25 protein-coding genes are annotated in these 24,897 nt (G+C 69.1%); 8 read left to right on the top strand and 17 right to left on the bottom strand.

Annotated elements, in window-relative coordinates:
• From H4Q84_RS19910 to H4Q84_RS19880, 7 genes are all read right to left on the bottom strand, one after another.
• On the bottom strand, positions 1 to 804 hold the full coding sequence (locus tag H4Q84_RS19910; RefSeq protein WP_248580813.1) for an SDR family oxidoreductase: 804 nt from the start codon (positions 802 to 804) through the stop codon (positions 1 to 3).
• Positions 801 to 2,900 carry an acetate--CoA ligase family protein gene (locus tag H4Q84_RS19905; RefSeq protein WP_248580812.1) on the bottom strand — a complete coding sequence of 700 codons (2,100 nt, stop codon included), beginning with the start codon at positions 2,898 to 2,900 and terminating at the stop codon, positions 801 to 803. The genes H4Q84_RS19910 and H4Q84_RS19905 overlap by 4 nt, the downstream gene beginning before the upstream one ends.
• Positions 2,897 to 4,063 (bottom strand): acyl-CoA dehydrogenase family protein, encoded by a 1,167-nt coding sequence (locus tag H4Q84_RS19900; RefSeq protein ID WP_248580811.1) that lies wholly within the window; start codon positions 4,061 to 4,063, stop codon positions 2,897 to 2,899. The genes H4Q84_RS19905 and H4Q84_RS19900 overlap by 4 nt, the downstream gene beginning before the upstream one ends.
• A 133-nt stretch (positions 4,064 to 4,196) precedes the next feature.
• Positions 4,197 to 4,982, bottom strand: coding sequence for a dimethylargininase (gene ddaH, locus H4Q84_RS19895; protein WP_248580810.1), 786 nt, complete (start codon positions 4,980 to 4,982; stop codon positions 4,197 to 4,199).
• A complete protein-coding gene (locus tag H4Q84_RS19890; RefSeq protein ID WP_282580274.1) occupies positions 4,982 to 5,674 on the bottom strand; it encodes an amino acid ABC transporter ATP-binding protein in 693 nt (230 codons plus the stop codon). The genes ddaH and H4Q84_RS19890 overlap by 1 nt, the downstream gene beginning before the upstream one ends.
• 47 nt (positions 5,675 to 5,721) lie before the next feature.
• A complete protein-coding gene (locus tag H4Q84_RS19885; protein WP_248580808.1) occupies positions 5,722 to 6,756 on the bottom strand; it encodes an amino acid ABC transporter permease in 1,035 nt (344 codons plus the stop codon).
• A 71-nt stretch (positions 6,757 to 6,827) separates the two neighbouring features.
• On the bottom strand, positions 6,828 to 7,712 hold the full coding sequence (locus H4Q84_RS19880; protein WP_248580807.1) for an ABC transporter substrate-binding protein: 885 nt from the start codon (positions 7,710 to 7,712) through the stop codon (positions 6,828 to 6,830).
• Between the two features lie 189 nt (positions 7,713 to 7,901).
• Between H4Q84_RS19880 and H4Q84_RS19875 the strand changes: the two genes are divergently transcribed.
• On the top strand, positions 7,902 to 8,501 hold the full coding sequence (locus H4Q84_RS19875) for a TetR/AcrR family transcriptional regulator (RefSeq protein ID WP_248580806.1): 600 nt from the start codon (positions 7,902 to 7,904) through the stop codon (positions 8,499 to 8,501).
• A 438-nt stretch (positions 8,502 to 8,939) separates the two neighbouring features.
• Here the strand turns inward: H4Q84_RS19875 and H4Q84_RS19870 are convergent, their stop codons facing one another.
• Positions 8,940 to 9,167 (bottom strand): hypothetical protein, encoded by a 228-nt coding sequence (locus H4Q84_RS19870; RefSeq protein ID WP_248580805.1) that lies wholly within the window; start codon positions 9,165 to 9,167, stop codon positions 8,940 to 8,942.
• Between the two features lie 185 nt (positions 9,168 to 9,352).
• On the opposite strand from H4Q84_RS19870, the gene H4Q84_RS19865 reads away from it, so the two are divergent.
• Positions 9,353 to 10,030, top strand: a complete 678-nt coding sequence (locus H4Q84_RS19865; RefSeq protein WP_248580804.1) for a response regulator transcription factor — start codon at positions 9,353 to 9,355, stop codon at positions 10,028 to 10,030.
• Positions 10,031 to 10,214: 184 nt separating this feature from the next.
• Here the strand turns inward: H4Q84_RS19865 and H4Q84_RS19860 are convergent, their stop codons facing one another.
• The 5 genes from H4Q84_RS19860 to ligD (H4Q84_RS19840) form a co-directional block, all read right to left on the bottom strand.
• Entirely contained in the window at positions 10,215 to 10,880 is a 666-nt protein-coding gene (locus H4Q84_RS19860; RefSeq protein ID WP_248580803.1) for a signal peptidase I, read from the bottom strand.
• Between the two features lie 105 nt (positions 10,881 to 10,985).
• A complete protein-coding gene (locus H4Q84_RS19855; RefSeq protein WP_248580802.1) occupies positions 10,986 to 12,188 on the bottom strand; it encodes a HAMP domain-containing sensor histidine kinase in 1,203 nt (400 codons plus the stop codon).
• Complete coding sequence (locus H4Q84_RS19850) at positions 12,181 to 12,885, bottom strand: response regulator transcription factor (RefSeq protein WP_248580801.1); 705 nt, start codon at positions 12,883 to 12,885, stop codon at positions 12,181 to 12,183. The genes H4Q84_RS19855 and H4Q84_RS19850 overlap by 8 nt, the downstream gene beginning before the upstream one ends.
• A 71-nt stretch (positions 12,886 to 12,956) precedes the next feature.
• Positions 12,957 to 13,850, bottom strand: a complete 894-nt coding sequence (gene ligD, locus H4Q84_RS19845; RefSeq protein ID WP_248580800.1) for a non-homologous end-joining DNA ligase — start codon at positions 13,848 to 13,850, stop codon at positions 12,957 to 12,959.
• Positions 13,847 to 14,788, bottom strand: coding sequence for a non-homologous end-joining DNA ligase (ligD, locus tag H4Q84_RS19840; protein WP_248580799.1), 942 nt, complete (start codon positions 14,786 to 14,788; stop codon positions 13,847 to 13,849). Before ligD (H4Q84_RS19840) ends, ligD (H4Q84_RS19845) begins: the two co-directional genes overlap by 4 nt.
• Positions 14,789 to 14,856: 68 nt before the next feature.
• Here ligD (H4Q84_RS19840) and H4Q84_RS19835 point away from each other — a divergent pair, with 68 nt between their 5' ends.
• The 5 genes from H4Q84_RS19835 to H4Q84_RS19815 all read left to right on the top strand — a co-directional run bounded on the left by H4Q84_RS19835 (position 14,857) and on the right by H4Q84_RS19815 (position 18,859).
• Positions 14,857 to 15,228 (top strand): nuclear transport factor 2 family protein, encoded by a 372-nt coding sequence (locus tag H4Q84_RS19835; protein ID WP_248580798.1) that lies wholly within the window; start codon positions 14,857 to 14,859, stop codon positions 15,226 to 15,228.
• Between the two features lie 64 nt (positions 15,229 to 15,292).
• The gene (locus H4Q84_RS19830; protein WP_248580797.1) at positions 15,293 to 16,201 is read left to right on the top strand and encodes a Ku protein; all 909 of its coding nucleotides are present in this window, start codon (positions 15,293 to 15,295) and stop codon (positions 16,199 to 16,201) included.
• A gap of 85 nt (positions 16,202 to 16,286) precedes the next feature.
• Positions 16,287 to 16,664 carry a YciI family protein gene (locus H4Q84_RS19825; RefSeq protein WP_248580796.1) on the top strand — a complete coding sequence of 126 codons (378 nt, stop codon included), beginning with the start codon at positions 16,287 to 16,289 and terminating at the stop codon, positions 16,662 to 16,664.
• Complete coding sequence (locus H4Q84_RS19820; RefSeq protein WP_248580795.1) at positions 16,657 to 17,946, top strand: RNA polymerase sigma factor; 1,290 nt, start codon at positions 16,657 to 16,659, stop codon at positions 17,944 to 17,946. The genes H4Q84_RS19825 and H4Q84_RS19820 overlap by 8 nt, the downstream gene beginning before the upstream one ends.
• 73 nt (positions 17,947 to 18,019) lie before the next feature.
• The gene (locus H4Q84_RS19815) at positions 18,020 to 18,859 is read left to right on the top strand and encodes an alpha/beta hydrolase (RefSeq protein WP_248580794.1); all 840 of its coding nucleotides are present in this window, start codon (positions 18,020 to 18,022) and stop codon (positions 18,857 to 18,859) included.
• A 533-nt stretch (positions 18,860 to 19,392) separates the two neighbouring features.
• Here the strand turns inward: H4Q84_RS19815 and H4Q84_RS19810 are convergent.
• Positions 19,393 to 20,370: a WYL domain-containing protein gene (locus tag H4Q84_RS19810; RefSeq protein WP_248580793.1), complete on the bottom strand. Its 978-nt coding sequence runs from the start codon at positions 20,368 to 20,370 to the stop codon at positions 19,393 to 19,395.
• A gap of 90 nt (positions 20,371 to 20,460) precedes the next feature.
• Between H4Q84_RS19810 and H4Q84_RS19805 the strand changes: the two genes are divergently transcribed.
• Entirely contained in the window at positions 20,461 to 21,951 is a 1,491-nt protein-coding gene (locus H4Q84_RS19805) for a DHA2 family efflux MFS transporter permease subunit (RefSeq protein WP_248580792.1), read from the top strand.
• 51 nt (positions 21,952 to 22,002) lie between these two features.
• Here H4Q84_RS19805 and H4Q84_RS19800 read toward each other — a convergent pair whose 3' ends face one another.
• Genes H4Q84_RS19800 through H4Q84_RS19790 form a run of 3 tightly spaced genes read right to left on the bottom strand, consistent with a single transcriptional unit; the run spans position 22,003 to position 24,882 of the window.
• Positions 22,003 to 22,869, bottom strand: coding sequence for an SDR family NAD(P)-dependent oxidoreductase (locus H4Q84_RS19800; protein ID WP_248580791.1), 867 nt, complete (start codon positions 22,867 to 22,869; stop codon positions 22,003 to 22,005).
• 2 nt (positions 22,870 to 22,871) lie between these two features.
• Positions 22,872 to 23,933 carry an ABC transporter permease gene (locus H4Q84_RS19795; RefSeq protein ID WP_248580790.1) on the bottom strand — a complete coding sequence of 354 codons (1,062 nt, stop codon included), beginning with the start codon at positions 23,931 to 23,933 and terminating at the stop codon, positions 22,872 to 22,874.
• Between the two features lie 49 nt (positions 23,934 to 23,982).
• The gene (locus H4Q84_RS19790) at positions 23,983 to 24,882 is read right to left on the bottom strand and encodes an ABC transporter ATP-binding protein (RefSeq protein ID WP_248580789.1); all 900 of its coding nucleotides are present in this window, start codon (positions 24,880 to 24,882) and stop codon (positions 23,983 to 23,985) included.
• Between the last annotated feature and the right edge of the window lie 15 nt (positions 24,883 to 24,897).

Raw genomic sequence — 24,897 nt, 5'->3', positions numbered from 1 at the left:
TTACCTTCCAGCCGACGAGTCGGCGTAGACGACCTTGCCGAGCCACTGACCGCCGTCGACACTCAGCACGTCACCGTTGATGTACGCGGCGCGCTTGCGGTCGAGGAGGAACGCCGCCGACTCGGCGACTTCCTCCGGGCTGGTGAAGCGGCCTGCCGGAACGCTGGCCAGGACGCGGGCCCGGTCCTCCTCGGTCGGCCACAGGGCAGCGCCGGCGCCCTCGGTCTCGGTGGGACCGGGTGAGATGCAGTTGACACGAACGCCTCGGCCGCCCCACTCGGAGGCCAAGGTGCGCGTCATCGCGAGCACCCCGCCCTTGGCCGCGGCGCTGTGCACCGTGCCAGGGTGGCCGTGCCAGGCGTAGCTGGCGATCACGTTCAAGATCGCGCCCCCGTCAGCCTTGAGCATGTGCCGCGCAGCGGCGCGCGAGGCGTAGAACGTCCCGTTCAGCACGATGTCGACCACGGCCTTCCACCCGCCGGGCGACAGGTCCTCGGCGGGGCAGGTGAAGTTGCCGGCTGCGTTGTTCACCAACGCGTCTAGGCGGCCGTGCTCGGCGACGACGCCGTCGACAGCAGCAGTCACCGCGTCGGAGTCGCGGACGTCGCAGGTCACGGTCCCGGCCTGGACGCCGTACATCTCGACCATGCGGGCAGTCTCCTCCAGCGGCTCTGGCCGGCGGCCCAGCACGACCACGTCACCGCCTCCAGCGGCGTACCTGAGCGCGATCCCTCGACCGATGCCGGACCCCCCGCCGGTGACGAGCGCCACCTGTCCCGTGAACTCCGCGGACGTCTCGATCATGCGATGGCTCCTGTCAGCTTGGGATCAGTGGGTGTTCGCGCAGCGATGGTGTCGGAGAGGATGACCAGCGCGTCAACCGCGACCGCGTCATCAGGACCCACGCGGAGAGGATTGATCTCGGCCTCGAACACGAGGGCGTTCTCTGCCACGAGGCGGGAAATGGCGACGACCGCTCGCGCGGCGGCCTGTACGTCGACGCGAGCGCGTCCACGCCACCCGTCGAGGAGCGGGAAGGCCCGCAGCGAGTGCAGCATGTGCAGAGCCTGCGACTCGTCCACCGGCCCAAGTGCGATCTGCACGTCCTGGTACAACTCGGCCTGGACCCCTCCGAGGCCGACGAGGACCACCGGCCCGAAAGAGGCATCGCGACGGGCACCGACGATCAGCTCGACCACGTCGCGACGTTGGTCCATCTCTTCCAGCACGTACTCGCCCTCACCGAGCCGGGCGGACATGTCCTGGTAGGCGGCGACGACGGCAGCCTCCTCGACGAGGCCCACAGCGACTGCACCGACCTCGGTCTTGTGCTCAATCCAACCCGCCTTCAAGACATAGGGTGCCTTCAGCTGCGACATCGCGTGCAACAGGTCGTCTGCCGAACGCAGTGCGCACGCCGCCGGGTAGCGGACCCCGTAGGACTCGAGCAGGTTGCGTCCGCGGAGGTAGCTCGCGCTGGCTCCGACAACGCCCTCGGGCCCGGCCGGGCCGACGATCGGCGCGCCCGTGTGCTCGGCGAGACTGGCCGCCAACCCGAGCGAACGCGCCACCGCGTCAATCGTGTGAAGCGTCGGCACGGACTGGGCGCGCATCGATCGGACTGCTTCGGAGTCGTGGCTCATGGAATGGACGACTACCGGACGCTGGTGGGACGTCACGGCTTCTGCCAATGACTCGACGACCTCGAGCTCACGCGCCAGCAACTCGGGTGTGTCCGCCCCATAACAGCCGAAGTAGCCGGACAGCACCACAGCGTCGACCTCCCCGCTTTGGATCAGCACGTCGACCACTCGGGAGTAGGCGGCGAGGTCTCGCTCGCCCGCACCGGCAAGGTCGACCGGGTTGGTGACTGCGGCCTGCGCGGGCAGGAAGCTGCTCAACAGCTCTGAGGTCGGAGCCGACAGTCGAGGGACCGAGAGGTCGTGACGCGCCAGGCTATCCGCTCCGACTGCTCCCTGGCCGCCGGAGTCGCTGACCACAGCGACACGGCGCCCCTTAGGCAACGGACTGCCATGCAGGAGGTGCGCCAGGTCCACCGCCTCGGCCGGACTGTTCACCAGGACCGCACCGGCCGCGCGACAGGCGGCGGCCACCACGTCGAGCGACGAGGTGAGCGAACCGGTGTGGGAGCGAGCGGCTGTGCGGCTCGCCTCACTTGCCCCGACGGTCAGGACGACGACCGGCTTACCCGCAGCACGCAGCCGTGCCATCGTCGTGACCAACTCGCGGCCGTCCCCGAAGTTCTCGAGGTAGAGCACGACCGCCTTCGTGGCGTCGTGGTGCACGAGGTCGGACAGGAGTTCGGCGGCCGTCACGTCGACCTGGTTGCCAACAGACACGAAGCGCGACACGCCGAGCCCCGCGTGCGCTGCCAGGCCCGCCATTTCGAGCCCCAGCTGACCGGACTGCGAGATGATGCCCAGGCTGCCGGGTGAGAAGGTGCCCCATGCCAGCTCCAAGTCGTGGGTAGCGTCGTAGAGGCCCAAGCAGTTGGGGCCGATCATGCGCGCACCTGACGCACGGACCTGCGATGCGATGCGCCGTTCCAGTCCCGGCTCGTCGTGAGCCTGGTCGATGCCGGTGGTGATGCCGAGGAAGCCGCGCGTACCCATGGACAATGCCTGTTGCACGAGGCCGGGGACGGTCGCTGCAGGAGCGCACAGCACCACCAGTTCGGGAGCGTCGGGAAGGTCGGCGAGGGAGGGGACAGACTCGACTCCCTCGATCACGGCCGACTTGGCGTTGACCAGGTGCACAGTGCGGGTGCTCGAGCCCCGCAGTGCCCCGCGCGCGAGCCAGTATCCCCACTTGGCCGGGTTGGCGGAGGCACCGACCACGGCGACCGAGCGAGGGTCGGAGAATACGGAAAGGTCGCTCATCGGCGCTGCACCGCACGCGAGATGATCAGGCGCTGGATGTCGCTGGTGCCTTCCTCGATCTCCTCGAGCTTCGCGTCGCGCAGCCACTTCTCGACGAGGAACTCTCGCGAGTATCCCCACCCGCCGTGGGTCTGGAGGGCAGCGTTGGTCACCCAGGTGGTGTTCTCGGACGCGGTCAGCTTGGCGATTGCCGACTCGACGGCGACGAACTCGCCCTGGTCGAACAACCGCGCTGCGCGCATGGTGACGAGGTGAGAGACGTCGGTCTTGGCGGCCATGTCGGCGATCCGGAAGGCTACCGCCTGGTGCTCGATGATCGGCTTGCCGAACTGCTCGCGCTCGCTGGCGTACTTGATCGTCGCGTCGAGCGCAGCACGCGAGAGACCGGTGGCGCCGGCGCCGATCAGGATGCGGGAGGCGTCGAAGGTGCGCATCAGGCCGTAGAAGCCCTTGCCCTCCTCGCCGAGGCGGTTCTCCACGGGGACTCTCACGTTGTCGAGGAAGACCTCGGCGTTGACGATGCCGCGCTGTCCCATCTTCTGCATGGGTTGTCCGACGCTCACGCCGGGCATGTCGCGCTCCACGAGGAACGCGGTGATGCCCTTGGAGCGCAGGCTTGCGTCGACGGTGGCGAACACGATGATCCACTGCGCGTAGGGAGCGTTGGAGATCCAGGTCTTCTGGCCGTTCAGGACGTAGTCGTCACCCTCGCGCACCGCCCGAGTCTTCAACGAGGCCGAGTCCGACCCCACGCCCGGCTCGGTCACCGCGACCGAAGTGACGGGAGGATTGTTGCCGGTCAAGGGGGTCAGCCACCGCTTCTTCTGCTCCTCGTCTCCAAGGGCCTCCACAGGCCCAGCGAAGAACGCGCTCGAGGTGAGGAAGTTGCCGATGCCGATGTCGCCGTAGCAGAGCTCCTGCTGGACCAGGCACTGCGTGACCAGGTCGGTCACGCCGCCACCGCCGTACTCCGTGGGCAACATGTAGGCGGAGAGACCGATCGAGGCGGCCCGCGCCCACAGGTCAAGAGGTGACTGCGTGTCCGCCTCGTCCACCTCACGCGCTCGTGGCCGGATCTCGCGCTCTGCGAAGTCGCGGGCCAGCGCGACGAACTCGACCTGCTCCTCGGATAGCTCGATGCCATCGCGAACGATGTGAGTCATGTTCTCTCCTTATCGGAAGCCAGCGCATCAACACTAAACTGACGCGTCAGTTAAATCAATGGACAGTCTCACCCATCGCGACCGATGGCCAAAACTTCTGTGGGGCAACAGGCATTCAGTGCAGCGGCTGGGTTCAGGCCTCGCCGGCTCGTCGTGGGATCAAAACACTCAGGCACGTCACACAACCCTCGAGCTTCTCGAACTCGCTGATATCCACGACGCGCGCCGTAAAGCCCAGGTCCGTGAGCCACTCGACGGTGCGGGGGGCGCTGGCGCTGATCAGCACCTGGTCCCCGCCGAGTGGCACGACATGACAGCCGCCCTCTTCGACCACCGGACGGTACGGCGGAATCGCACCGGACTCGAACAGGTTGTCTAGCGCCAAGAACGTGCCGTCGGGCAGCGCCGTCACGGCGGACTTCAGGTGCAGCACCGCCTGCAGCCGAACCGGCACGACGGTGCGGCCCAACGGGGCAACATGCTCGCGGAGCTGACGGATCCCGTCCGCGTTGGTGCGCCCGCCTCGGCCCACGTACATGGTCGTCCCGACCTGCAGCACGTCGCCTCCGTCCAGCGTTCCGGGGCCGGCGATGCGAACGACGTCAAGCCCGAGCTCGCGAACAGACTTCTCGGTCCCTGCCAACTCCCCGCGCCGACTCTTCGCACCGTTGCGCGTCAGGACAGCGACGCCGTCCACCACCACCACCGAGTCCTCGACGAAGGTGGCGTCGGGGAACCCCGGGGCCGGATCCACTTCGCGCACCGTCCACCCGGCGGACGCGAGAGCGGCCCGATAGGCAGCATGCTGCTGAGCGGCTAGCTCGACGTCCACGGGCACGCGGTCGATGTGCGTGACGATGCCATAGCCGAGATCGTCGGTGGGACGACGGACGAGCGCGACAGACGTCAGGGCGACCATCACAGCCTCCCTGCGGTGAGCACTCGGGCGAGGAACTGACGGGTGCGTTCCTCCTGTGGATCCTCGAAGATCTGCTGCGCGCTGCCGCTCTCGAGGATGCGGCCCTGATGCAGGAAGCAGACCTGCGAGGCGACCTCGCGCGCGAAACTCATCTCGTGCGTGGCCAGGAGCATGGTGAGGCCGTCCTGAGCGAGCTCACGAACAATGGCGAGCACGTCGCCGACGAGTTCGGGGTCGAGGGCAGCCGTGATTTCGTCCAGCAGCAGAACCTGGGGGTTCGTCGCCAGCGCGCGCACGATCGCCACACGTTGTTGCTGGCCGCCGGAGAGCGCGTCGGGGTAGACGTTGGCCTTGTCCTTCATCCCCACGCGGTCCAATAGGGAAAGTGCCTGACTCTCCGCCTCAGCCCTGGGTCGGCCCGCGACCTTGAGGGGGGCAAGGGTGACGTTCGCCAACACGCTCATGTGGGGGAAGAGGTTGTACGACTGGAAGACCATGCCGACGTTGCGGCGCAATCGGTTGACGTCCACGCCCTGTCCGCTGACGACGTCACCGTCCACGCGAATCTCGCCTCGGCTAATCGGCTCCAAGGCGTTGATGCATCGCAGCAGCGTCGACTTGCCGGAGCCCGAGGCGCCGATGAGGCAGACGACCTCGTGCTTCGAGACCTCGAGGCTGACTCCCTTGAGCACCTCGTGGTCACCGTAGAACTTCTGAACGTCATTGATCTCGAGGAACGTCACGACGAACTCCCGGTGCGCTTGTGCTCCCTCGCCATCAAGTGGTCGACGAAGCGGGCCTGTGGAATGGTGATGAGGACGAAAAGCAACGCGACCACGATCACGGGTGACAGGTTGAAGGCGTTGGACGCCGAGAGCCGAGCCTGCGTGAAGGCGTCGGTCACACCCATGACCCCGATGAGGGCTGTGTCCTTCTGCAGGCCGATGAAGTCATTCAGCAGCGGGGGCACGATGCGGCGTATCGCTTGCGGAATGATCACCGTCCGCAGGGTCATGCCGTACGACAGACCGAGCGACCGGGAAGCGGCCCATTGACTGGGATGGATGGACTCGATGCCGGCGCGGTAGACCTCGGCCACGTATCCGGAGTAGGTCAGCGTCAGCGCGATGACCGCGAGCCAAACCGGCGAGAGATCCTTGACCACCGGCACTTGCGCAAGTTTCAGGCCGAAGCCGACGAGGTAGAGCACGATGATGCTGGGTATCGCACGGAAAGTGTCGACGTAGGCGATCGCGATCCAACGAAGAGGCCGTCCGGCGCGACCCGGCAGTAGTCGCATGACCGCGATCAGTAGGCCGACGACGAGCACCAGCACCTGCGCACCCGCAGCGACCCGGACATTCACCCAGAACGCGTCGGTCACATTCCAGAAGCTGGACTTCAAGAACTCCCAGCGCAGGAAGGTGCTGGTAATGGCGCCATCGCTCGCGGTGGCGAACCACACCAGGCCCGCGAGGATCGACACCGCCAGGGCATAGCCCATCCCGGTGTGCGCGTGCTCCCGGCCCGTGGCCGCGGCGTGCCTCGCTGCGGCGAGCTCCCCTCGGGACACATGGTGGGTGCGGCTGCGTGCGCTGCCGAAGGCCCGCAGTGCGGGCACTACGGGTAACAGTGCAGCGACGGCGAGCAGCCCGAGCACGAGCGTGACAACCAGCGAGGGGTCGCTCAGCATCCGGTGCAGTGACCGCAGGCTGGCCGCGCTGGCAAGGCCGCACGCGACCGTGAGCACCAAAGCCACCGCTGCGATCGGCACCACCGGCTGCGGAGGTGTCGGCGGCGCCGACACGTCCGCGGCACTGGGTGGGGCACTGGTCACGGCACCGCTCACTTCAACGTCCATACCGGCACAGCAGCCGGGTCTCCGCCCAGTTCGGGACCGAGCCACGTCGCGGACAGCTTGTCCAGCGTGCCGTCCTCACGCATGGCCTCGATCGCCCCACTGACGGCGTCGCCGTTCGACGAGTCCTGGGGGTAGATCGCCGCATAGTGCTCACCGGTCTCGAACTGACCGACCACCTCGAGCGAGCCTCCCGAGTTCTTGGCAAATCCCAGCATGATGGCGGTGTCCTGGACGACGGCGTCAGCAATCCCGGAGCTCACCCCCGTCACCATCGAGGTCGTGTCCTGGAACAGCTGGGGCTCCTCGCTTGGCTGCAGGGTGCTCTGTGCCCACGTGACCGCGGTCGTGCCGACCTGGACCCCGATCTCCGCATCGCGGAGCGTGTCCTCGGTGATCTCGGTGTCGGATGGGGCCAGCACACCGAGATTCGAGTCGAAGTAAGGGGCGGAGAAGGCGACCACCTCTTCACGCTCCGGCGTCACGGAGATCTGTGCCATCGCCATGTCGTAGCCCTGCGTCTGACCGGCCACCAAAGCGTCGAACGACACATTTTCCACCCTGACACTGTCGAGTCCGGCCCGGTGGGCGATGTTCACCGCCAGGCAGAACTCGTACCCGCCCGTGGTGGTCTCCGGGGTCTCCCCCTTCCACCACCCCGGCGACGGCAGGTTGGTCTGAACGGTCAGGACACCCTCGGTGATCGGATCGAGGGAGATCGACCCCTTCTCACCGTAGGTCTCGCACTCACCGAAGCTGCCGGCGCTCGCGTTGCCCGCACCCTCGCCGCTCCCGTCGCCGCCGCATGCAGCGAGCGTGCTCAGGCTGACCGTGGCTGCTACGGCCAAAAGAAGTGTCTTGACGTTTCGCACAGACCCTCCGCATTGTTGACTGGTTCGTCAGTTATTGACGTGTCGGAGCGTGCCGCCATCCCCTTACTCTTGTCAAGGGATGTCCGCCAAAAGGCTCCTCGATCTGCCATCGGGGCCAGCAGGACTGACTGACCCGTCAGCCGGTCTAGAATCGAACGCCGCGCGTCGATCGAGTTGGGGGATACGAAGATGGCCAGAATCAGCGTTGAGGTCGAAAGACGAGAGCAAATCTTGTCCGCTGCATGCGAGGTGGTCTCGGAACTTGGTTTCAAGTCGCTGCGCATTGCCGACGTGGCTCGACGGGCGGGGACGAGCACGGGAACCGTGCACTACTACTTCGCGACCAAGACAGCGTTGATGCACGCTGCGTTCGAATGGAACTTCGAACGCTCGTTGAGCCGGCGACGCCCCATCCTCACCGCCGCATCTGATGCCAGGGAAAGACTTCGAGCGTTCATCGACTCCTACCTGCCTGCTGACGATGTCACCGTGCTGGCTTGGCACGTCTGGGCCGAGCTCTGGGTCGAAGCCCTGCACGACACAGAACTGCAGGAGCTCAACGAGCGCGTGTACGGAGAGTGGCGGCGTATCGTCGCTGGCATCATCCGCGACGGCCAGGATGCCGGGCTGTTCCCTCCGGACGACCCGATCCTTGCGGCAAACGCTCTGATCGCCATGATCGACGGGCTTGCCCTGCAGGTTCTCCTCGCCTCCACCAGCATGAGCATCGAGCGCATGCGCGCGGTCTGCGACCAAGTACTGCGAGCGATGGGGTTGGGCGACGGCTGAGTCGCGACTTTTGACGACCTGCCTACGGCACGAGAGCGACCCATGGACGGAATTGCCTCCCCGCGCCTGCGCTGCCGCTGCTCCGGACCGGACGGGACCTTCCACCGGTTCACCGGGACCTAAACGGGCTCCGACGCAGTCGGCTGGCTGGTGCTCTGCATTCAGGCAAAGCGAGCGGACGACGGCGAGTATCGATAACTCGGCCACGAGGGGCACGGTGGTGACGACTACCAGTACGACACTCTCATCCGCGCCAGCGCCGAGGCCACGAAGTCATCGCCGATGAAGTCGCGCTGGCCGGCGGACAGGGCCCGCCAGGTCTTCACGGCCCGCCCGCGTGCGGGAGCCGAGGCCGTCGATTCTCGGCACGACACCCCGGCAGCCCACTTCGAGCAGGGCATCCCAGCGCACCTGGTCCGCGGAACCGGTGGCCACCAGTCAGGGCAACAGGGCCTCGTCCACGATGGTGAGTACGTCGCGCCACCGGCCGAGATCGTCGAGGTCGGCGACCACCAGACCAGCCGTGGCGCCGCTGCCGGCAGCCTGCCGGCGCAGGGACAGATGGGGGGCCCGGGTGGCCGGGGACTCCACGTGTTCGATGACCAGGCCACGCGCCCCGAGGGCCGCCGCTAGGGCCTCCCCCACGAGCCGGCTGTGCGCCAGCACCGCGACATGGGACGACGGCGCGGCCTGGCCGGGTCAGGCACGAGCGCCAGTGTGCACATCACGCCTTGCCGCGTCGTACGAATGCCGGGGTCCACCGCTGGGCGGTTCGCTGACGCGCACGGGTGCTGACCCGTAGCATTCCCGTAGGTGGGAACCACATTCTTGACGTCCGGGGAGGGTCGATCATGCGCACACAGGGGACACGCGTCTGCCTGATCGACGACCACGCGCTCTTCGCCGAGTCGTTGCAGATCGCGCTCGAGCTCGAAGGGCACGAGGTGCGTCGCATCCCGCTGCCGAAGGACCTGCACAACGCGACCGCGCTGCTCCCGACCGTGCTGCGCTACAAGCCGTCCGTCCTGCTGCTCGACCTCGACCTCGGCAACGCCGACGGCTCGGCGCTCATCGAGCCGGTCACGCGTGCTGGCGGCGCCGTCGTGGTCGTCACCGGCAGCACCGACCGGGCCCGCTGGGGCCTGTGCATGAGGTACGGCGCCCGCAAGGTGCTGCCCAAGACCGGGCCGCTCAACGACATCCTCGCCACCATCCGCCGCATCTCCGAGGGCCGCACCGTCACCACGGCGGAGGAGCGCGACGAGTTGGTGCGCTTCTGGAGGGACGAACGCAAGGAGGTGCAGGAGCTCCATGAGCGCCTGGGCCGCCTCACGCACCGCGAGTCGGAGGTGCTCGGCATGCTCATGGAGGGCAACCAGGTGCGCGACATCGCCGCGCACAGCACAGTGTCGGAGGCGACGGTCCGGACACAGGTGAAGTCGATCCTCTCCAAGCTCGAGGTCACCTCCCAGCTGGCCGCCGTCGGGCTCGCGCACCACGCGAGCTGGAACGCACCGCACAGCTCGTAGGCCCCCGGATGTCCCTCATATGAGGCATGCCCGGTCTCGGTGGTACTGCCTACCGTTGTGAGTGAGTCAGCCGGCCTCGTCACGACCCCAAGCGTGACGATGCAATCCGGCCCCGTCGCCCGGTCCGCCCCACAACCCCAGGGCCAGGAGACGGGGTCGGTGGCTGTGTGGGTCAGGCTGTGGGTCAGGCCCCGCGGCGGAGGTGGTACGGCGCGGGCGAATTGGGCGCCGTGCGAGCGGCCGGGATCTCGGCATCACTGTGCGGGCCCGCGCTGGCGACCGGCGCGCTGACGACGCTCTTCGGCTGGCGAGGGCGGCGACGGCGGCGACGGTCGGTGCCGAACATCTCGCTGATGCTCATCAGGGCGATGATGGCGGCCGGCACCCCGATGACGACGATGCGCGTGGCCCGGTCGGTCAGCGCGATGAACGCGTAGCCGACGTACGGGATGGAGGCGACGACCCGCGGTTGCGTGGCCGTGTTGAGCTTGAAGGTCCACGGGTCGGGCGTGGCGTTGGCGTCGCCCTGGGTGCGGAACTCGTCACCGTTGATGCTGACGATCCGGTGGGTGACCAGGGTGGTGACGCCCGACTCGGCCGGCGGGACGTAGGAGATGGTGTCGCCCACCTCGAGCTCGGAGACCGGGACGGTCTGTTCGAACACGACCGAGCCGCGGTCGTAGGTGCCGGCCATCGAGCTGCCGGTGATGACGTAGCGCGAGAATCCGAACGCCGCCGGCAGGATGAAACCGAGAGCCACGAGCATCACGACGAGGCACAGCACGTTGACCGCGATGCGCCGGGTGCGGCTGACGCGGCGACGCCGGTTGATGCTGATCTCGATGCTCACAGGCGTGCTCCGTGGCTTACGTGCAGATGCTGCTGCTGACCTCTCAAATCTAGGCTGCGGCGGGCAACACGGGAACCACGACTCGTCCACCGTTGGGTAACAGAATCAGCGCCTCGGGAGCAGGATCTCGACCCCGGCCTCGCTGAGCACCTCACCCGACAGCCGCCCGCCCAGCGCCTCGACCATGGCCTTGGCCGAGTCGGCGCCGGCGCGTTCCTGCGGCTTGGTGCCGCTGCGGGGGCGTCCACCCTCGATCCGGATCCGCACGTGCTCGGGCTGGCCGGCGAAACGCAGGCTGACCGGGCCCGCTGCCGTCGCCGTGACGTCGGCCAGGACGTGGTCGAGCAGCTGCTCCACCGGGCCCGGGGTGAGTCGCGCGTCGCCACCGCCGTCGACGTAGGCCCGGACCTCGATGTTCTCGGGCAGCCGGTCGCGCCAGTGCTGGGCGATGCGGGAGCCGAGGGCAGCCAGGCTGATCTCGGCACCGGCGACGAGGCTGCGGCCGCGGGCGAACTCGAGCAGGTCGTCGACCACGCCGTCGAGGCGCTGCACCTCCCCCACGCAGCGCGAGGCCGTGCGGCGTACGTCGTCGCTCAACTCGGTGCGCATCGACAGCTCCTCCAGCTCCAGCCTCATACCGGTCAGCGGCGTGCGCAGCACGTGCGAGGCGTGGTGGAAGAAGGCGCGGTCACGCTTGATGGAGTCCTCGAGGCGGACCGAGCTGGCTAGCAGCGAGGTGGCGATGGCGGCGGCCTCGGGGATCGACGACTTCGGCAGCTCGAGGTCGAAGCGCCCGCGACCGAGCGCCTCGGCACTCTCGGCGAGTGCGACGAACGGACGCGAGAGGTAGCCCGCGAGCATGAACCCGACCGCTCCGGCGAAGAGCAGGAGCATCAGCAGCAGGGCGGCCAGCGCCCCCACGTTGCGCCCGAGGATGTCCTGGATGACCGTGCCCGACTGCCGGACCGTCACCATCGTCTGCCCCATGGTCTCGCGGCCGACCGTGTCGGCGGCCTCCTGCGCCACGTCGTAGCCCGCGCCCATCGCCGTCACCGGCGGGAGACCCGCGCGCTCGACGGTGACCGAGGTCCGTTCGGCGGCCATCGGCTCGAGGAACGCCGTGGTCACCGGGTCGCCGTCACGCTCGGCGCTGCCGACACTCACGGCGATGAGCTGCGCCGTACGTTCGAGGGAGGCGGACTCGCGCTCCTCGATCAGGTCTCGGAGGGTGAAGGCGCGGACCAGCCCGGCCACGAGGAGTACGACGACAGTCAGAGCGACGAACGCAATGGTCAGCCGCTCACGCATCGTGCGAGCTGCTCTCGAGGCGGAACCCGACGCCCCGGACCGCGACGACCCGATCGGTCGCCCCGGCATCCTCGAGCTTCTGCCGCAGCCGTCCGATGGTGACGTCGAGCGTCTTGGTCGAGCCGAACCAGTTCTGGTCCCAGACATCGCTCATCAGCTGCTCGCGCGAGACCACCTGGTCGCGCTCGCTGGCCAGGAGGGCGAGTACGTCGAACTCCTTGGTCGTCAGCGCGATCTCGCGGTCGTCCAGGCGCACCCGGCGGGCGCCCTCGTCGATGCGCAACCCGGTGACCCGGAGCGTCGACTGGGCGGCGCGCGGCGTCTCGCGAGGCAGGCTCCGGCGCAGCAGGGCGCGCACGCGGGCCTGGAGCTCGGCCAGGCCGAACGGCTTGGAGAGGTAGTCGTCGGCACCGTAGTCGAGCCCGACAACGCGGTCGAGCTCACCGGCGCGGGCGGTGACGATCATGATGCCGCCGTCGAAGCCCTGCTCACGCAGCTGGCGGCAGACGTCCAGGCCGTCCATGTCAGGCAGTCCGAGGTCGAGGATGACCAGGTCGACGTCGCGCTCCTTGACAAGCTGGAGGACGCGGGCGCCAGAGTCGAGCCACGTGACGTCGTGGCCCTCGCGCTGGAGGGTGCGGACCAGCGGAAACGCGATGTCTTCCTCGTCCTCGACGAGGACGACCTGATGGCCCATGGCTTGAAGCATAAGCGGGAACGTATCGTCCCACCTGGCTGTTGACGCACTTGCGCCCCTGCGCTGGACGGTCAGGTGAACAGGTCGCCGTGGGCGGCCACCCGCTCCAGGACCTGTTCGAAGCGGAACTGCTCCAGCCCCAGCGGGTCGTCGGCGCCCTCCTCGACCTCGGTCCAGGTCAGCGGTGTCGCGACGGTGGGCGTCTCGCGCCCGCGCAGGGAGTACGGCGACACGGTGGTCTTGCTGCCGGCGTTCTGCGACCAGTCGAGGAACACCTTCCCGCCCCGCCGCGCCTTGGTCATGGTGGCCGTGACCAGCTTCGGGTGCTCGGCCTGCAGCTCCTCGGCGACCTCCTTGGCCAGCGCCGTCGTGCCGTCGCTGTCGCGGCTGCGGGGCACCGCGGCGTACAGGTGGAGGCCCTTGCTGCCGCTGGTGACCGGGCGGGCGTCGAGGTCTCGTTCGGCCAGCTTGCCGCGCACCAGCAGCGCGACCTGGGCGCACTCGTGGAGGCTGGCCGGCTCGCCGGGGTCCAGGTCGATGACGAGCCGATCGGGCTTACGGGGGGCGCCGGTCCTGGTGACGGTCCACTGGTGCACGTGCAGCTCGAGCGCGGCCAGGTTGACCAGCCACGTCAGCGTCGCGAGGTCCTCGATGATGGGAAAGACGAGGGTGTCGGACGTGCTGTTCTTCGCCCGCGAGCCGGTGGTGGGCACCCTGGCCGTGCGCACCCAGCTGGGCGTGCCGGCCGGGACGTTCTTCTCGAAGAAGCTCTTGTCGGCCACCCCGTGTGGCCAGCGGATCCGGGTCACGCAGCGGTCGCGCACGTGCGGCAGGAGCACGCCGGAGACCTGGGCGTAGTAGTTGAGCACCTCGCCCTTGGTGGTGCCGGTGCGTGGGTAGAGCACCTTGTCGAGGTTGCTGATCTTGAGGGTGCGGCCGCCGACCTCGACGTGGACGTCGTTCACCGGGTGCCTCCGAGGTCGTCGGGGCCGAGGTCGGTGCGCACGCCCTGGAACGACGGCTGCCGGAGCCGCTCGTAGCCCAGCCCGTGCGTGTCGATGTCGACCACGACGACCGGCTCGACCCAGGTCGTGCCGGTCGCGTCGACGCGCGGCACCTCGTCGTCGAAGGGGCTTTCGGAGCGGGTCAGCGGGGCCAGCAGCCCGGCGAGCTTGCGCGAGGTCAGGCCGGCGATGCCGCTGCCGACCCGGCCGCGGTACATCAGCCCGCCGGCCGTCGGCTCCCCCACCAGCAGCGCCGCCAGCCGGTCGGTGGTGCCAACCTGGGGGCGCCAGCCGCCGACCACGAACGAGCCGCGGTGGCGGTGCGCCAGCTTGCGCCAGTGCGGGCTGCGAGTGTCAAACTCGTAGCGCGAGTCACGACGCTTGCTGACCACTCCTTCCAATCCCTGCTGGCGGGTCACGTCGAGCAGCATCGCGCCGTCGTCGTACGACGCGGGGACCTGCCAGCTCGTCTCGGCCAGGTCGAGCCCGGCGAGCAGGTCGCGGCGCTGCTCGAGGGGTAGGCGGCTCAGGTCGCGGCCGTCGAGGCGCAGCAGGTCGAAGGCCATGAAGGTGGCCGGGACGGTCGTGACGAGGCGGGCGACCTCCTTCGCGTTGCGCAGGTGCATGCGGTGCTGGAGCACCCGGAAGTCGGGCAGGCCGCGGTCGTTGAGGGCGATCACCTCACCGTCGAGCAGCAGGTCACGATCGCCGAGGGGTGACGTGCTGAGCTCCGGCCAGGCGGGTGTGACGTCGTTGCCGTTGCGGCTGTACATCCGCGAGCCGGCACCCGTGGTGTCGAGCAGGATGCGGACGCCGTCCCACTTGACCTCGTGCTGCCAGGCGTCGCCGGCGGGCACGTGGTCGCCCTTGGTGGCGAGCATGGGTCGCATGGGCGGCATGAGGTCATCATGCCCAACGGGTCGCGAACCCCCACGCGGATGTCGGCGGTGTCTGCAAGGCTCCCGGCATGAGCGAGCACGAGCAGACCATCCGGCGCTACTGGCAGTGCGCCGAGGAGCGTGACTGGGTGGGCTTCGCGGCCGTCCTCTCCCCCGACGCCGTCTACGACATGTCGCAGACCCGCGAACGGGTGATCGGGCGTGACGACTACGTGAAGTTCAACGTGGACTACCCCGGCGACTGGCACCTGTCGGTGCGCCGGGTCGTGGCCGACGAGCGCGGTGGCGCGAGCTGGCTCGACTTCACGGTCGGCACCGAGACGATGACCGGCATCAGTTTCTTCACCTTCGACGACGACGGGCTGGTCGCCGCGGTCGACGACTTCTGGCCCGAGCCCTACGAACAACCGGCCCGGTCCGACGTGGTCGAGCGCTACTGATGGATGCGGTGGTCGCGGTGTTGCGGCGATACTGGCCCGACACGATCGACTGGGAGGTATGAGCATGCGCGCGATCTGGAAGGGCAGTGTTTCCTTCGGCCTGGTGTCGGTGCCGGTGAAGCTGTACGCCGCCACCGAGTCCCATGACGTTTCGTTCCGGCAGGTCCATGCCAAGGACGGCGGCCGCATCAAGTACCAGCGCGTCTGCGCGATCGACGGCGAGGAGGTCGCCTACGCCGACATTGCCAAGGGCTACGAGACTGAGGACGGCGAGATGGTCATCCTCAGCGACGACGACCTCGCCGAGCTGCCGTCGGCGTCGTCGCGCGAGATCGCGGTCGAGAAGTTCGTGCCGTCCAAGCAGATAGACCCGATGCTGTTCGAGAAGAGCTACTACCTCGAGCCCGAGACCACCGGAGCCAAGCCCTACGCCCTGCTGCGCCAGGCGCTCATCGACGCCGACCGGATGGCCGTCGTCACCGTCGCGCTGCGTCAGCGCACCTCGATCGCCGTGCTGCGCGTGCGCGACGACGTGATCGTGCTGCAGACGATGATGTGGCCCGACGAGGTCCGCAAGCCCGACTTCTCGGTCGACGTCGGCGAGGTCAAGGACGCCGAGGTCAAGATGGCGCACATGCTCGTCGACACCCTGGCCGGCGACTTCGACTCGTCCGAGTTCGAGGACGACTACGCCGGCGCCGTCGAGGCGCTGGTGACCGCCAAGATCGAGGGCGGCGAGGTCAAGAAGACCGCGACGTCCACCAAGTCGTCGGGCGAGGTCGTCGACCTGCTCGCGGCCCTGCAGAAGTCGGTCGCCGCGGCCAAGACCGCGCGCGGCGAGAGTGACGACGAGGACGAGAAGCCCGCGAAGAAGACGCTCGCCAAGAAGGCACCGGCAAAGAAGACGGCCGCGAAGAAGACGGCGGGCAAGAAGACGGCCAAGAAGGCACCGGCGCGCAAGAAAGCCAGCTGAACTTCGTCCCTGGTCGATGTCGAAGTTCGGCCGCACCGTTCGACGTACCCCCGACAACACCCACCACCACAGGGAGGTAGCCGCGATGCGCTACATGGTCTTCGTCAACATGCGTGAGGACGTCGGAGCCCCGACGCCCGCCCTCGTCTCCGCCATGAACGAGCTGATGACCGAGGGCTTCGCCAGCGGCGTACTCGTCGACGTCGGGGGTCTCTGGTCGACCGGCGCCAGCACCGAGTTCGTCGTGCGCGGCGGCCAGGTCACGACCACCGACGGCCCGTTCGCCGAGGCCAAGGAGGTCGTCGGCGGCTACGCCGTGATCGAGGTCCGCGACGACGACGAGGCGCGCGAGCAGGGCCGCCTGATGGCGACCGTGCACCAGCAGCACTGGCCGGAGTGGGAGGGATCTGTCCACGTCCGCCGCATCGCGAGCCCGAGCGACGGTCCGCCCCCGCGTGACTGACGCTCCCTCCGGCTCCCCCGACGGGCAGGCGACTCGCGCCGTCACCGCCGTGTGGCGGCGCGAGTCGACCCGTCTCGTCGCGGCGCTCGTGCGGATGACCCGCGACGTGTCGCTGGCCGAGGACCTCGCGCAGGACGCCCTGGTGGCGGCCCTCGAGCAGTGGCCTGCCGACGGCGTCCCGGCCAACCCCGGCGGCTGGCTGATGTCGGTCGCCAAGCGCCGCGGGGTCGACCAGTTCCGCCGCAACGCGACCCTGCGTGACAAGACCGCCCAGCTGGGCCATGAACTCGAGGAGGCGACGATGCCCGATCTCGACGCAGCCATCGACCACATCGAGGACGACGTGCTCCGGCTGGTCTTCCTGACCTGCCACCCCGTCCTCTCCGCCGACAGCCGGGCGGCGCTGACCCTGCGACTCGTCGGCGGGCTCAGCACGGCCGAGGTCGCGCGCGCCTTCCTGGCCCAGGAGACCGCCGTCGGCCAGCGCATCTCGCGCGCCAAGAAGACGCTGGCCACCTCAGGGGTGTCGTTCGACCTGCCGACCGGTGCCGAGCGCACCCAGCGCCTCGACGACGTGATGGCGGTGGTCTACCTGATCTTCAACGAGGGCTACACCGCGACCGCCGGCGAAGAGTGGCTGCGGCCCGACCTGTGCCACGAGGGCATCCGGCTGGCCCGGATGCTGGCCGTGCTCGAGCCGACGGAGCCCGACACGCACGGGCTGCAGGCGCTGCTCGAGCTCCAGGGCTCGCGCACTCACGCCCGCACCGCCAGTGACGGCACCCCCGTGCTCCTCGACGACCAGGACCGCGCCCGCTGGGACCACCTGCTCATCCGACGCGGCCTGGCCGCGCTCGAACGCTCCACCACGGTCAGCCAGGGCGGCGGCCGCCCGGTCGGCGCCTTCACCGTGCAGGCCCACATCGCCGCCTGCCACGCACGCGCACGCTCCGCCGCGGACACCGACTGGCGCCAGATCGCCGGCTGGTACGACGCCCTCGCCGCCGCCGCGCCCGGCCCCGTCATCGAGGTCAACCGGGCCGTCGCCCACGGACGCGCTTTCGGCCCCGACGCCGGGCTGGCCGTGCTCGATGCCCTGACCGCCAGTGGCGGGTCCACGGTGCTGGCCGGCTCCCACCTGCTGCCGAGCGTCCGCGGCGACCTGCTCGAGCGCGCCGGTCGTCGGGCAGATGCCTCGGCAGCCTTCAGCGAGGCGGCCGTCCTGACCGGCAATGCCCGCGAGCGCGAGCTGCTGACCCGGCGCGCCGAGGAGAATTCCTGATCCTGATGTCGAAGACCGGGTGTGCCGTTCGACGAACTCACGAACCTCACTCACCATCGACCCAGGAGCAGACATGTCCACCACCACGAAGGACGCGACCGTGAGCACCAACGAGACCCGGTACGCCGTCTCCGCCGACGGCACCCGCATCGCCTACGACGTCACCGGCACCGGCCCGGCGCTCGTGCTCGTCGACGGGGCGCTCTGCCAGCGCTCGATGGGCCCGGCCCGCGGCCTGACCACGGAGCTGTCCGGACAGTTCACGGTGCACACCTACGACCGACGCGGTCGCGGCGAGAGCGACCCCGGCGCGTCGACGTACATACCGGAGCGGGAGATCGAGGACCTTGCCGCCGTCATCGACGCCGCCGGCGGCTCCGCGCACGTCTTCAGCGCGTCCTCCGGTGCTGCCCTCGCGCTGGCTGCCGCGGCAGCTGGTCTGCCGATCGAGCGGCTGGTCGCCTACGAGGCGCCGTTCATCGTCGACGACACGCACGCGCCGTGCGACGCCGACCTGGGCGAGCGCACGCGGGCCCTCGTCGACGCCGACCGGCGTGGCGAGGCCGTGAAGCTGTTCATGCGGCTCGTCGGCGTACCGCGGCCGATGCTGGCCGTGATGAGCGTGCTCCCGGTCTGGAAGAAGCTGACCGGCGTCGCGCACACGCTGCCGCACGACTACGCCATCGTGCTGCGGCACCAGCAGGGCACGCCGCTGCCCGACGGCCTGTACGCCGCCAGCACCACCCCGACGCTGGTTATCGCGGGCGGCAGGTCAGCCGAATACATGCTCAACTCGCAGGCCGCCGTCGCCGCCGCAGTGCCCGACGGCCGGCTCGAGGTGCTGCCCGGACAGACACACATGATCAAGGCCAAGGTCGTCGCGCCGGTGGTTGCCCGCCACCTGGCTGGCTGACGCCGGAACGCGAAGGCAGCGGGTCATGGGAAGCAACCTGACGGTCGACATCTTCCTCTCGGTCGACGGCTGGGCCGGTTCGGACGGATTGCCGGGTTAGTTCGGCTACTTCGGCCCGGAGCTCGAGCAATGGGATGAAGGCCGACGGCGACGTGCCGTTGCGCACGATGGGCAGCCTCTCCTCGGCCAGGTAGCTCGTCAGCGCTGGCCTTGTCGACCGGTTGCGGCTGATGACCTTCCCCCTCATCGCCGGGCCGGCCGGGCGCGAGCCAGCCTTCGCCGACCTGGCGTCCGCCGCGACCTCGAGCTGGTGGACACCAGGCCCTGGACGGCCGCGTGCTGCTCGTGGAGTACCAACCGACCGGGGAGGACATGCCGAGGGGCTGGGCACGGGACAGTGCCCAGCCAAGGCCCGGGCGCGCGCAGACTGATGGACCGATCGTCAGCGAGTCCAGCGACCACTCGAGGACGATCGGATCACGAGACCGAGGGCGCCTTGGACGTGTCCAGATGCCCGGCCAGCAGCTCGGACGTCAGGCGGGGGCCGACGCGGCTGCCGAGGCGAGCCTGGCTGACCACGCGATGAGCGTCTCGATCATCTCCGGCGGCGCGGAGTCGATCGTCACCGGAGCCTCGAGCATGACCACCCCGAAGGCCGCCCACCGGACGTCGTTGGCCTCGATCTCCAGCCGGCAGGACGTCTCGTCGGACGCCACGATCGTGGCCCACGGGCCGATCCGCGCGCTGACGTGCGACTCCGGCGCCTCGACGGTCACGACCAGGCGCAAGGTCTCGCCCCGCGAGAGCCCCTTCCTGACGTACGCCGCGGCGTCGCCCCCGGGGATGTCTCGGGGCCGGAAGATGGCTCGGGTGCCCTCGGGGTCGCGAAGCCGGTCCATCCGGAAAGACCGCCAGTCCTGACGATCGAGGTCGTAGCCGAGCAGGTACCACTTGCGGCCGACCGTCACGAGCCGGTGCGGCTCCACGTGCCGGCGCAGGTCCTCGCCGGGTGCACTGCCGCCCTTGGCGGTGTAGCCGAACCGGAGACGCTCCTGGTCCCGAACTGCCTGAGCGACCGCTGAAAGCACGCTGGCCTCGACCTCGGGTGCCTGCGAGAACGGTGAGTCGACGGTCGCGGCACGCAGCGCCTCGGCCCGACGCCGGAGGCGGGTCGGCAGCACCTGCACCACCTTCGCCAGTGCCGAGAGCGACGCCTCGGACAACGAGCCACTCAGGCCACTCGCCGTACCGCCGAGGGCGACGACCATGGCGATCGCCTCGTCCTCGTCGACGACCAGCGGCGGCATGGAGCCACCGGGGCCGAGCTGGTAGCCGCCCTCGACGCCCCGGTTGGAGTGCACGGGGTAGCCGAGGTCGCGCAGCCGCTCGATGTCGCGCCGAAGGGTGCGCTCGGAGACCTCGAGGCGCCCGGCGAGCTCGGTGCCGGCCCAGAAACGGTGGGTCTGCAGCAGCGACAACAGGCGCAGGGTGCGGGAGCTGGTGTTGGCCATGGATCCAGATTGCCACGAATACCGGTCAGAAACTGACCGGATGGATCCCTAGCGTGGGAACCACAGGAAGCAACCACTCGAGGAGCACACATGAGCACCGTCGTAGACACCCCGCAGCTCGGCGCATACCCCGGCGAAGGGGACGCGCCGATCGCCGGACGCGCCCGCACCGCTGCGCTGATCAGTCTCCTGCTCGCCTCCACGATGGAGCTGATCGACACCACGATCGTGAACGTCTCGCTGCCAAGCATCGAGGCCGACCTCGGGGCCACGGGCTCGCAGCTGCAGTGGATGGTGGCGGCCTACCCGCTCGCCTTCGCGGTGGCGCTGATCACCGGCTCGCGGCTCGGCGACGCGTTCGGCCGCAAGCGGCTCTTCGTGGGCGGCCTGGTCGCCTTCATCGCGATGTCGGCTGCCTGCGGCCTGGCGCCCAACCCCGAGACGCTGGTCGCCTTCCGCGCGCTGCAGGGCCTCGGCGCGGCCGCGATGATCCCGCAGGTGATGTCCAACATCCAGGTGATGTACGCACCCGAGGAGCGCGCGAAGGCGATGGGTGCCTTCACCGGCCTGGCCGGCATCGCGACGGTCGCCGGGCCGGTGCTGGGCGCGGTGCTCACCGAGGCAGACATCGCCGGCAGCGGCTGGCGCGCGATCTTCCTGGTCAACGTCCCGGTCGGCTTCCTCGCGTTGTACGCCGCGCTGCGGTTCATCCCCGAGTCGCGCTCGTCGGCCCGGCCCAACCTCGACCCGCTGGGCGTCCTCACGCTGGCCGGCGGACTGCTCGCCGTGCTCTACCCGCTGACCATGGGCCGCGAGCAGGGCTGGCCGGCCTGGGTGTTCGCGCTGGTCGTCGTCGGTGGCCTGCTGCTCACCCGGTTCGTCGTCAGCCAGCGCCGCGCCGAGGCTTCCGGTCGCGAGCCGCTGGTCGCGCTGAGCCTCTACAAGGAGCGTTCGTTCGCGGGTGGCTCGTCGGTGCTGATGCTGCTGTTCGTCTCGATGGGCGCCTACTTCCTGGCCCAGACGATCTACCTGCAGGCAGGGCTCGGCTGGTCGGTGCTGAAGGCTGGCCTGACCGGCATCCCGTTCGCGGTGACCACGGCCGCCATGGCCGGCTTCGGCGTGGTGGTGCTGGCGCCGAAGATCGGTCGCAAGGTGCTCCAGATCGGTGCGCTCGTCCTGGCCGCGGGCGCCGTCGTACTCGTGGTCACGGTGCAGTTCGCCACGCCCGACACGACGTTCTGGATGTTCATCCCCGGCTTCGTCGTCGCGGGCGCCGGGTTCGGCCTGATGGTCGCACCGATCGGCATGTTCACCGTGGCCGACGTCCCCGTCGAGCACGCCGGGTCTGCGTCTGGTCTCTTCAACACCACCGGCCAGCTCGCCAACGCGATCGGTGTCGCAGTGCTCGGCTCGGTCTTCTTCGAGATCGCCGAGCGCTCGACGTCGCGACTGCCCGACGAGATCTTCGCGCCGGCCTTCCAGGTGACGCTCGGCCTGGTCGCGGTGCTGATGCTGGTGGCGTGCGTCGCCTCACGGGCCTTGCCCGCGGTCGCGCCGGAGGAGCCGATCGAGATCCACTGATCCATCCAGAGCCGGCGGTCGTGGCCCACCAGGGTCACGGCCGCCGCTGCGTCATTCGCCGCGAGCGGCCGCCGAGTCGGGCGAGCGGCGGTCGACACGGTGGAACAGCGCGTCGGTGGCACGTGGTGCGACCAGGTTGAGCAGCTCGCCGAACTTGCCCACGACGCCGTCGACAGTCACCGGCCGGTCCTCCAGCGCCCGCAACACACGCCCGGCCGCCTGCTCCGGCGAGGCGCCGTGGCCGGCGTACGCCTCGGTCGGCGTCACCATCGGGGTGCGCACCAGCCCGAACCGCATGTTGGTGAAGGTGACGTTGTCGCCGTAGGTCTCGCGCCCCGCGATGCGCGACCAGCTGTCGAGCGCCGTCTTGGAGGCGATGTACGCCGCGAACTTGGGCGCCTTGAGCTGGACGCCCCACGTGACGATGTTGACCACCTGCCCGAACCGCTGGGCCCGCATCGCCGGCAACAGTCCCATCGTCAGCCGCACCGGGCCGAAATAGTTGACCGCCATCGTGCGCTCGAAGTCGTGCAGCCGGTCGTGGCTGAGCGCCAGCGACCGGCGGATCGACCGGCCGGCGTTGTTGACGAGGTAGTCGACACCGCCGTGCTCGGTCAGCACCGCGCTCACCAGCGCATCGACGGAGTCGGCGTCGGTCAGATCACAGGCATGCACCCAGGCTCGTCCGCCGCCGGCCCGGATGTCGTCAGCCAGCCGTTGCAGCTCGGGCTCGCGCCGCGCGACGAGCAGCACCGACGCACCTCGGGCAGCCGCCGCCCGGGCTGTGGCCTCGCCGATGCCCGACGAGGCTCCGGTGACCAGGACCCGGCGGCCGGCGAGCGGGCTGCGCGTGTCGCCCGCGAGGCGCCGCCGTACGCGTCGTACCCGCGCGCGGCTGGTGGCGAAGAGCAGCCCCATTCCTAGGTGGTCTCCCACCGGAAGAGCCGGGCGGCCAGCAGGGTGACGACGACAGCGAAGCCGGCGAGTACGGCGAGGGGCAGGCCGATCGCCGCAGGCCCCTCGCCACGCACCATCACGTCGAGCATGCCGTCGTTGAGCCACCGGAGCGGCAGGCACTTCGACACGATCTGCAGCCATTGCGGCGATCCCTCCAGGGGAAAGAACGACCCGCTCAGGAACGACATCGGCAGCACGATGAAGTTGGCCATGTTGACCGCGCCCTCGGTCGACTTCGCCACGGCTCCGGCAAGCAGGCCGATCGCCATGAAGCACAACGTGCCGACGATCAGCAGTGGGATCGCCGCCGGCCAGGCCCCGGTCAGCTTGAGCCCGAACGCCACCGCCCCGAGGCCGAGGAAGATTGCCATCTGCGTCAGCGCGATGGCGATGGTGACCACCACCCTCGCCGCCACCACGGTCGTCGTGGAAACCGGCGAGAGCTGCAACCGGCGCAGCAGCTTGGAGTTGCGCCAGCCGTTGAGGGTCGCGGCCGCCCCGAACGACGCACTCATCGCGATCGCCCAGCCGAGCAGGCCAGGCGTGACGAACTGGATGGTGCGCAGCGAGTCGTCCTCGACCGCCTGCGTCTCGAAGCCGTAGGTCGGTGGCTGACCGGACATCGCGATGTTGCTGGCGTCGACGAACGACCGCAGCGTGCCCTGCGTGATGCCGGCCTTCACCTGGTCGGTCTGCGTGTAGTGCGCGACGAGGGTGCCGCCGTCCATCTGCACGGCCACGTCGGCATGGCCCTTGCGCACCTTCTTGATGGCGGCCGTGAGGTCGTTGGACTTCTCGATCTCGAAGGTGTCCTCGAAGGCCTTCTTGGCCTCCTTCGGCAGGTCGTCGATCAGGCTGACCTTGCCGACCTCGATGAGCTCGACCTGTGACTGGCTCTGGTCGCTGAAGATGCCACCGAAGAGCACCAGGAACATCAGCGGGAAGATGACGGCGAAGAACACCGACGTGCGGTCGCGCAGGAAGCCCTTGATGATCGCCTTCGACAAGGCCAGGAACGCGTTCATGCGGGGTCCCCGCGGAAACGCGAGTGCAGCAAGCGGTTTCGTGGGGTGCTCAAGCGCGGTACTCCCGTCCGGTGACGTCGAGGAAGACGTCCTCGAGCGTGCCGGAGGCCACGGCGATCCCGTCGAGGTGACCGCCATCCGCCAGCCTCGTGAGTACGACGGCCGGCTCGCGTGTCGTGAGCACCAGCCCGTCGGTGTCGGTGTGAGCCTTCTCGATGCCGGGCATCGACTCGGCCTCCCTCTGCTCGAGCTGGCCGGCGGCCACGGTGATCCGGGTCGGCGCGTCGAGCGACCGGATCAGCTGGCGCGGGGTGTCGAGCTTGAGCACCTTGCCGTGGTCCATGATCGCGACCCGGTCACACAGCACCTCGGCCTCGTCCATGTAGTGCGTGGTGAGGACGACGGTGCGGCCGGAGTCGTTGAGTCCGGCGAGCAGGTCCCAGAGGTTGCGCCGGGCCTGCGGGTCGAGCGCCGCCGTCGGCTCGTCGAGGAACACCACGTCGGGATCGGGCACCAGCGCGCAGGCGATCGACAGCCGCTGCATCTGGCCACCAGACAGGTCCTCGACCCGGGAGTCGACCTTGTCCTCGAGTCCCACGCGTTCGAGCCACTCGTCGCCGCGTCCCGGCGGGACGCCGTACAACGCGGCGAAGGTGTGGATCTGCTCGCGGGCCGTGAGCCGTTCGAAGAACGACGACGCCTGGAGCTGCACCCCCATCCTCGGCAGCAGTCGCGGGTTGCGTGGCCAGGGCTTCTCCCCCAGCACGGTGACGGTCCCCGCGTCCGGCTTCCGGAGGCCCTCGATCATCTCCAGGGTGGTGGTCTTGCCCGCACCGTTGGGTCCGAGGATACCGAAGAACTCTCCTTCGGCGACCTCGAAACTCACCCCGTCAACCGCTCTTAGCTCCCCGTAGGCCTTGGCGAGGTCAATGACCTCGATGGCTCCCATGCGTTCGAGGCTAGC

The sequence above is a fragment of the Nocardioides sp. InS609-2 genome, from assembly GCF_023208195.1.
In the GTDB taxonomy this organism is placed as follows: domain Bacteria; phylum Actinomycetota; class Actinomycetes; order Propionibacteriales; family Nocardioidaceae; genus Nocardioides.
This window is presented reverse-complemented; position numbering and strand designations above follow the sequence as displayed.

Bases quoted from the DNA above. Each gene is read 5' to 3' on its own strand.
- H4Q84_RS19815 (WP_248580794.1), top strand. From the start codon at position 18,020: ATGTCCACCACCACGAAGGACGCGACCGTGAGCACCAACGAGACCCGG.
- ddaH (WP_248580810.1), bottom strand. From the start codon at position 4,982: ATGGTCGCCCTGACGTCTGTCGCGCTCGTCCGTCGTCCCACCGACGAT.
- H4Q84_RS19800 (WP_248580791.1), bottom strand. From the start codon at position 22,869: ATGGGGCTGCTCTTCGCCACCAGCCGCGCGCGGGTACGACGCGTACGG.
- H4Q84_RS19875 (WP_248580806.1), top strand. From the start codon at position 7,902: ATGGCCAGAATCAGCGTTGAGGTCGAAAGACGAGAGCAAATCTTGTCC.
- ligD (WP_248580799.1), bottom strand. From the start codon at position 14,788: ATGCCGCCCATGCGACCCATGCTCGCCACCAAGGGCGACCACGTGCCC.
- H4Q84_RS19835 (WP_248580798.1), top strand. From the start codon at position 14,857: ATGAGCGAGCACGAGCAGACCATCCGGCGCTACTGGCAGTGCGCCGAG.
- H4Q84_RS19900 (WP_248580811.1), bottom strand. From the start codon at position 4,063: ATGACTCACATCGTTCGCGATGGCATCGAGCTATCCGAGGAGCAGGTC.
- H4Q84_RS19805 (WP_248580792.1), top strand. From the start codon at position 20,461: ATGAGCACCGTCGTAGACACCCCGCAGCTCGGCGCATACCCCGGCGAA.
- H4Q84_RS19910 (WP_248580813.1), bottom strand. From the start codon at position 804: ATGATCGAGACGTCCGCGGAGTTCACGGGACAGGTGGCGCTCGTCACC.
- H4Q84_RS19795 (WP_248580790.1), bottom strand. From the start codon at position 23,933: ATGAACGCGTTCCTGGCCTTGTCGAAGGCGATCATCAAGGGCTTCCTG.
- H4Q84_RS19790 (WP_248580789.1), bottom strand. From the start codon at position 24,882: ATGGGAGCCATCGAGGTCATTGACCTCGCCAAGGCCTACGGGGAGCTA.
- H4Q84_RS19810 (WP_248580793.1), bottom strand. From the start codon at position 20,370: ATGGCCAACACCAGCTCCCGCACCCTGCGCCTGTTGTCGCTGCTGCAG.
- H4Q84_RS19850 (WP_248580801.1), bottom strand. From the start codon at position 12,885: ATGGGCCATCAGGTCGTCCTCGTCGAGGACGAGGAAGACATCGCGTTT.
- H4Q84_RS19830 (WP_248580797.1), top strand. From the start codon at position 15,293: ATGCGCGCGATCTGGAAGGGCAGTGTTTCCTTCGGCCTGGTGTCGGTG.
- H4Q84_RS19905 (WP_248580812.1), bottom strand. From the start codon at position 2,900: ATGAGCGACCTTTCCGTATTCTCCGACCCTCGCTCGGTCGCCGTGGTC.
- H4Q84_RS19825 (WP_248580796.1), top strand. From the start codon at position 16,287: ATGCGCTACATGGTCTTCGTCAACATGCGTGAGGACGTCGGAGCCCCG.
- H4Q84_RS19855 (WP_248580802.1), bottom strand. From the start codon at position 12,188: ATGCGTGAGCGGCTGACCATTGCGTTCGTCGCTCTGACTGTCGTCGTA.
- H4Q84_RS19865 (WP_248580804.1), top strand. From the start codon at position 9,353: ATGCGCACACAGGGGACACGCGTCTGCCTGATCGACGACCACGCGCTC.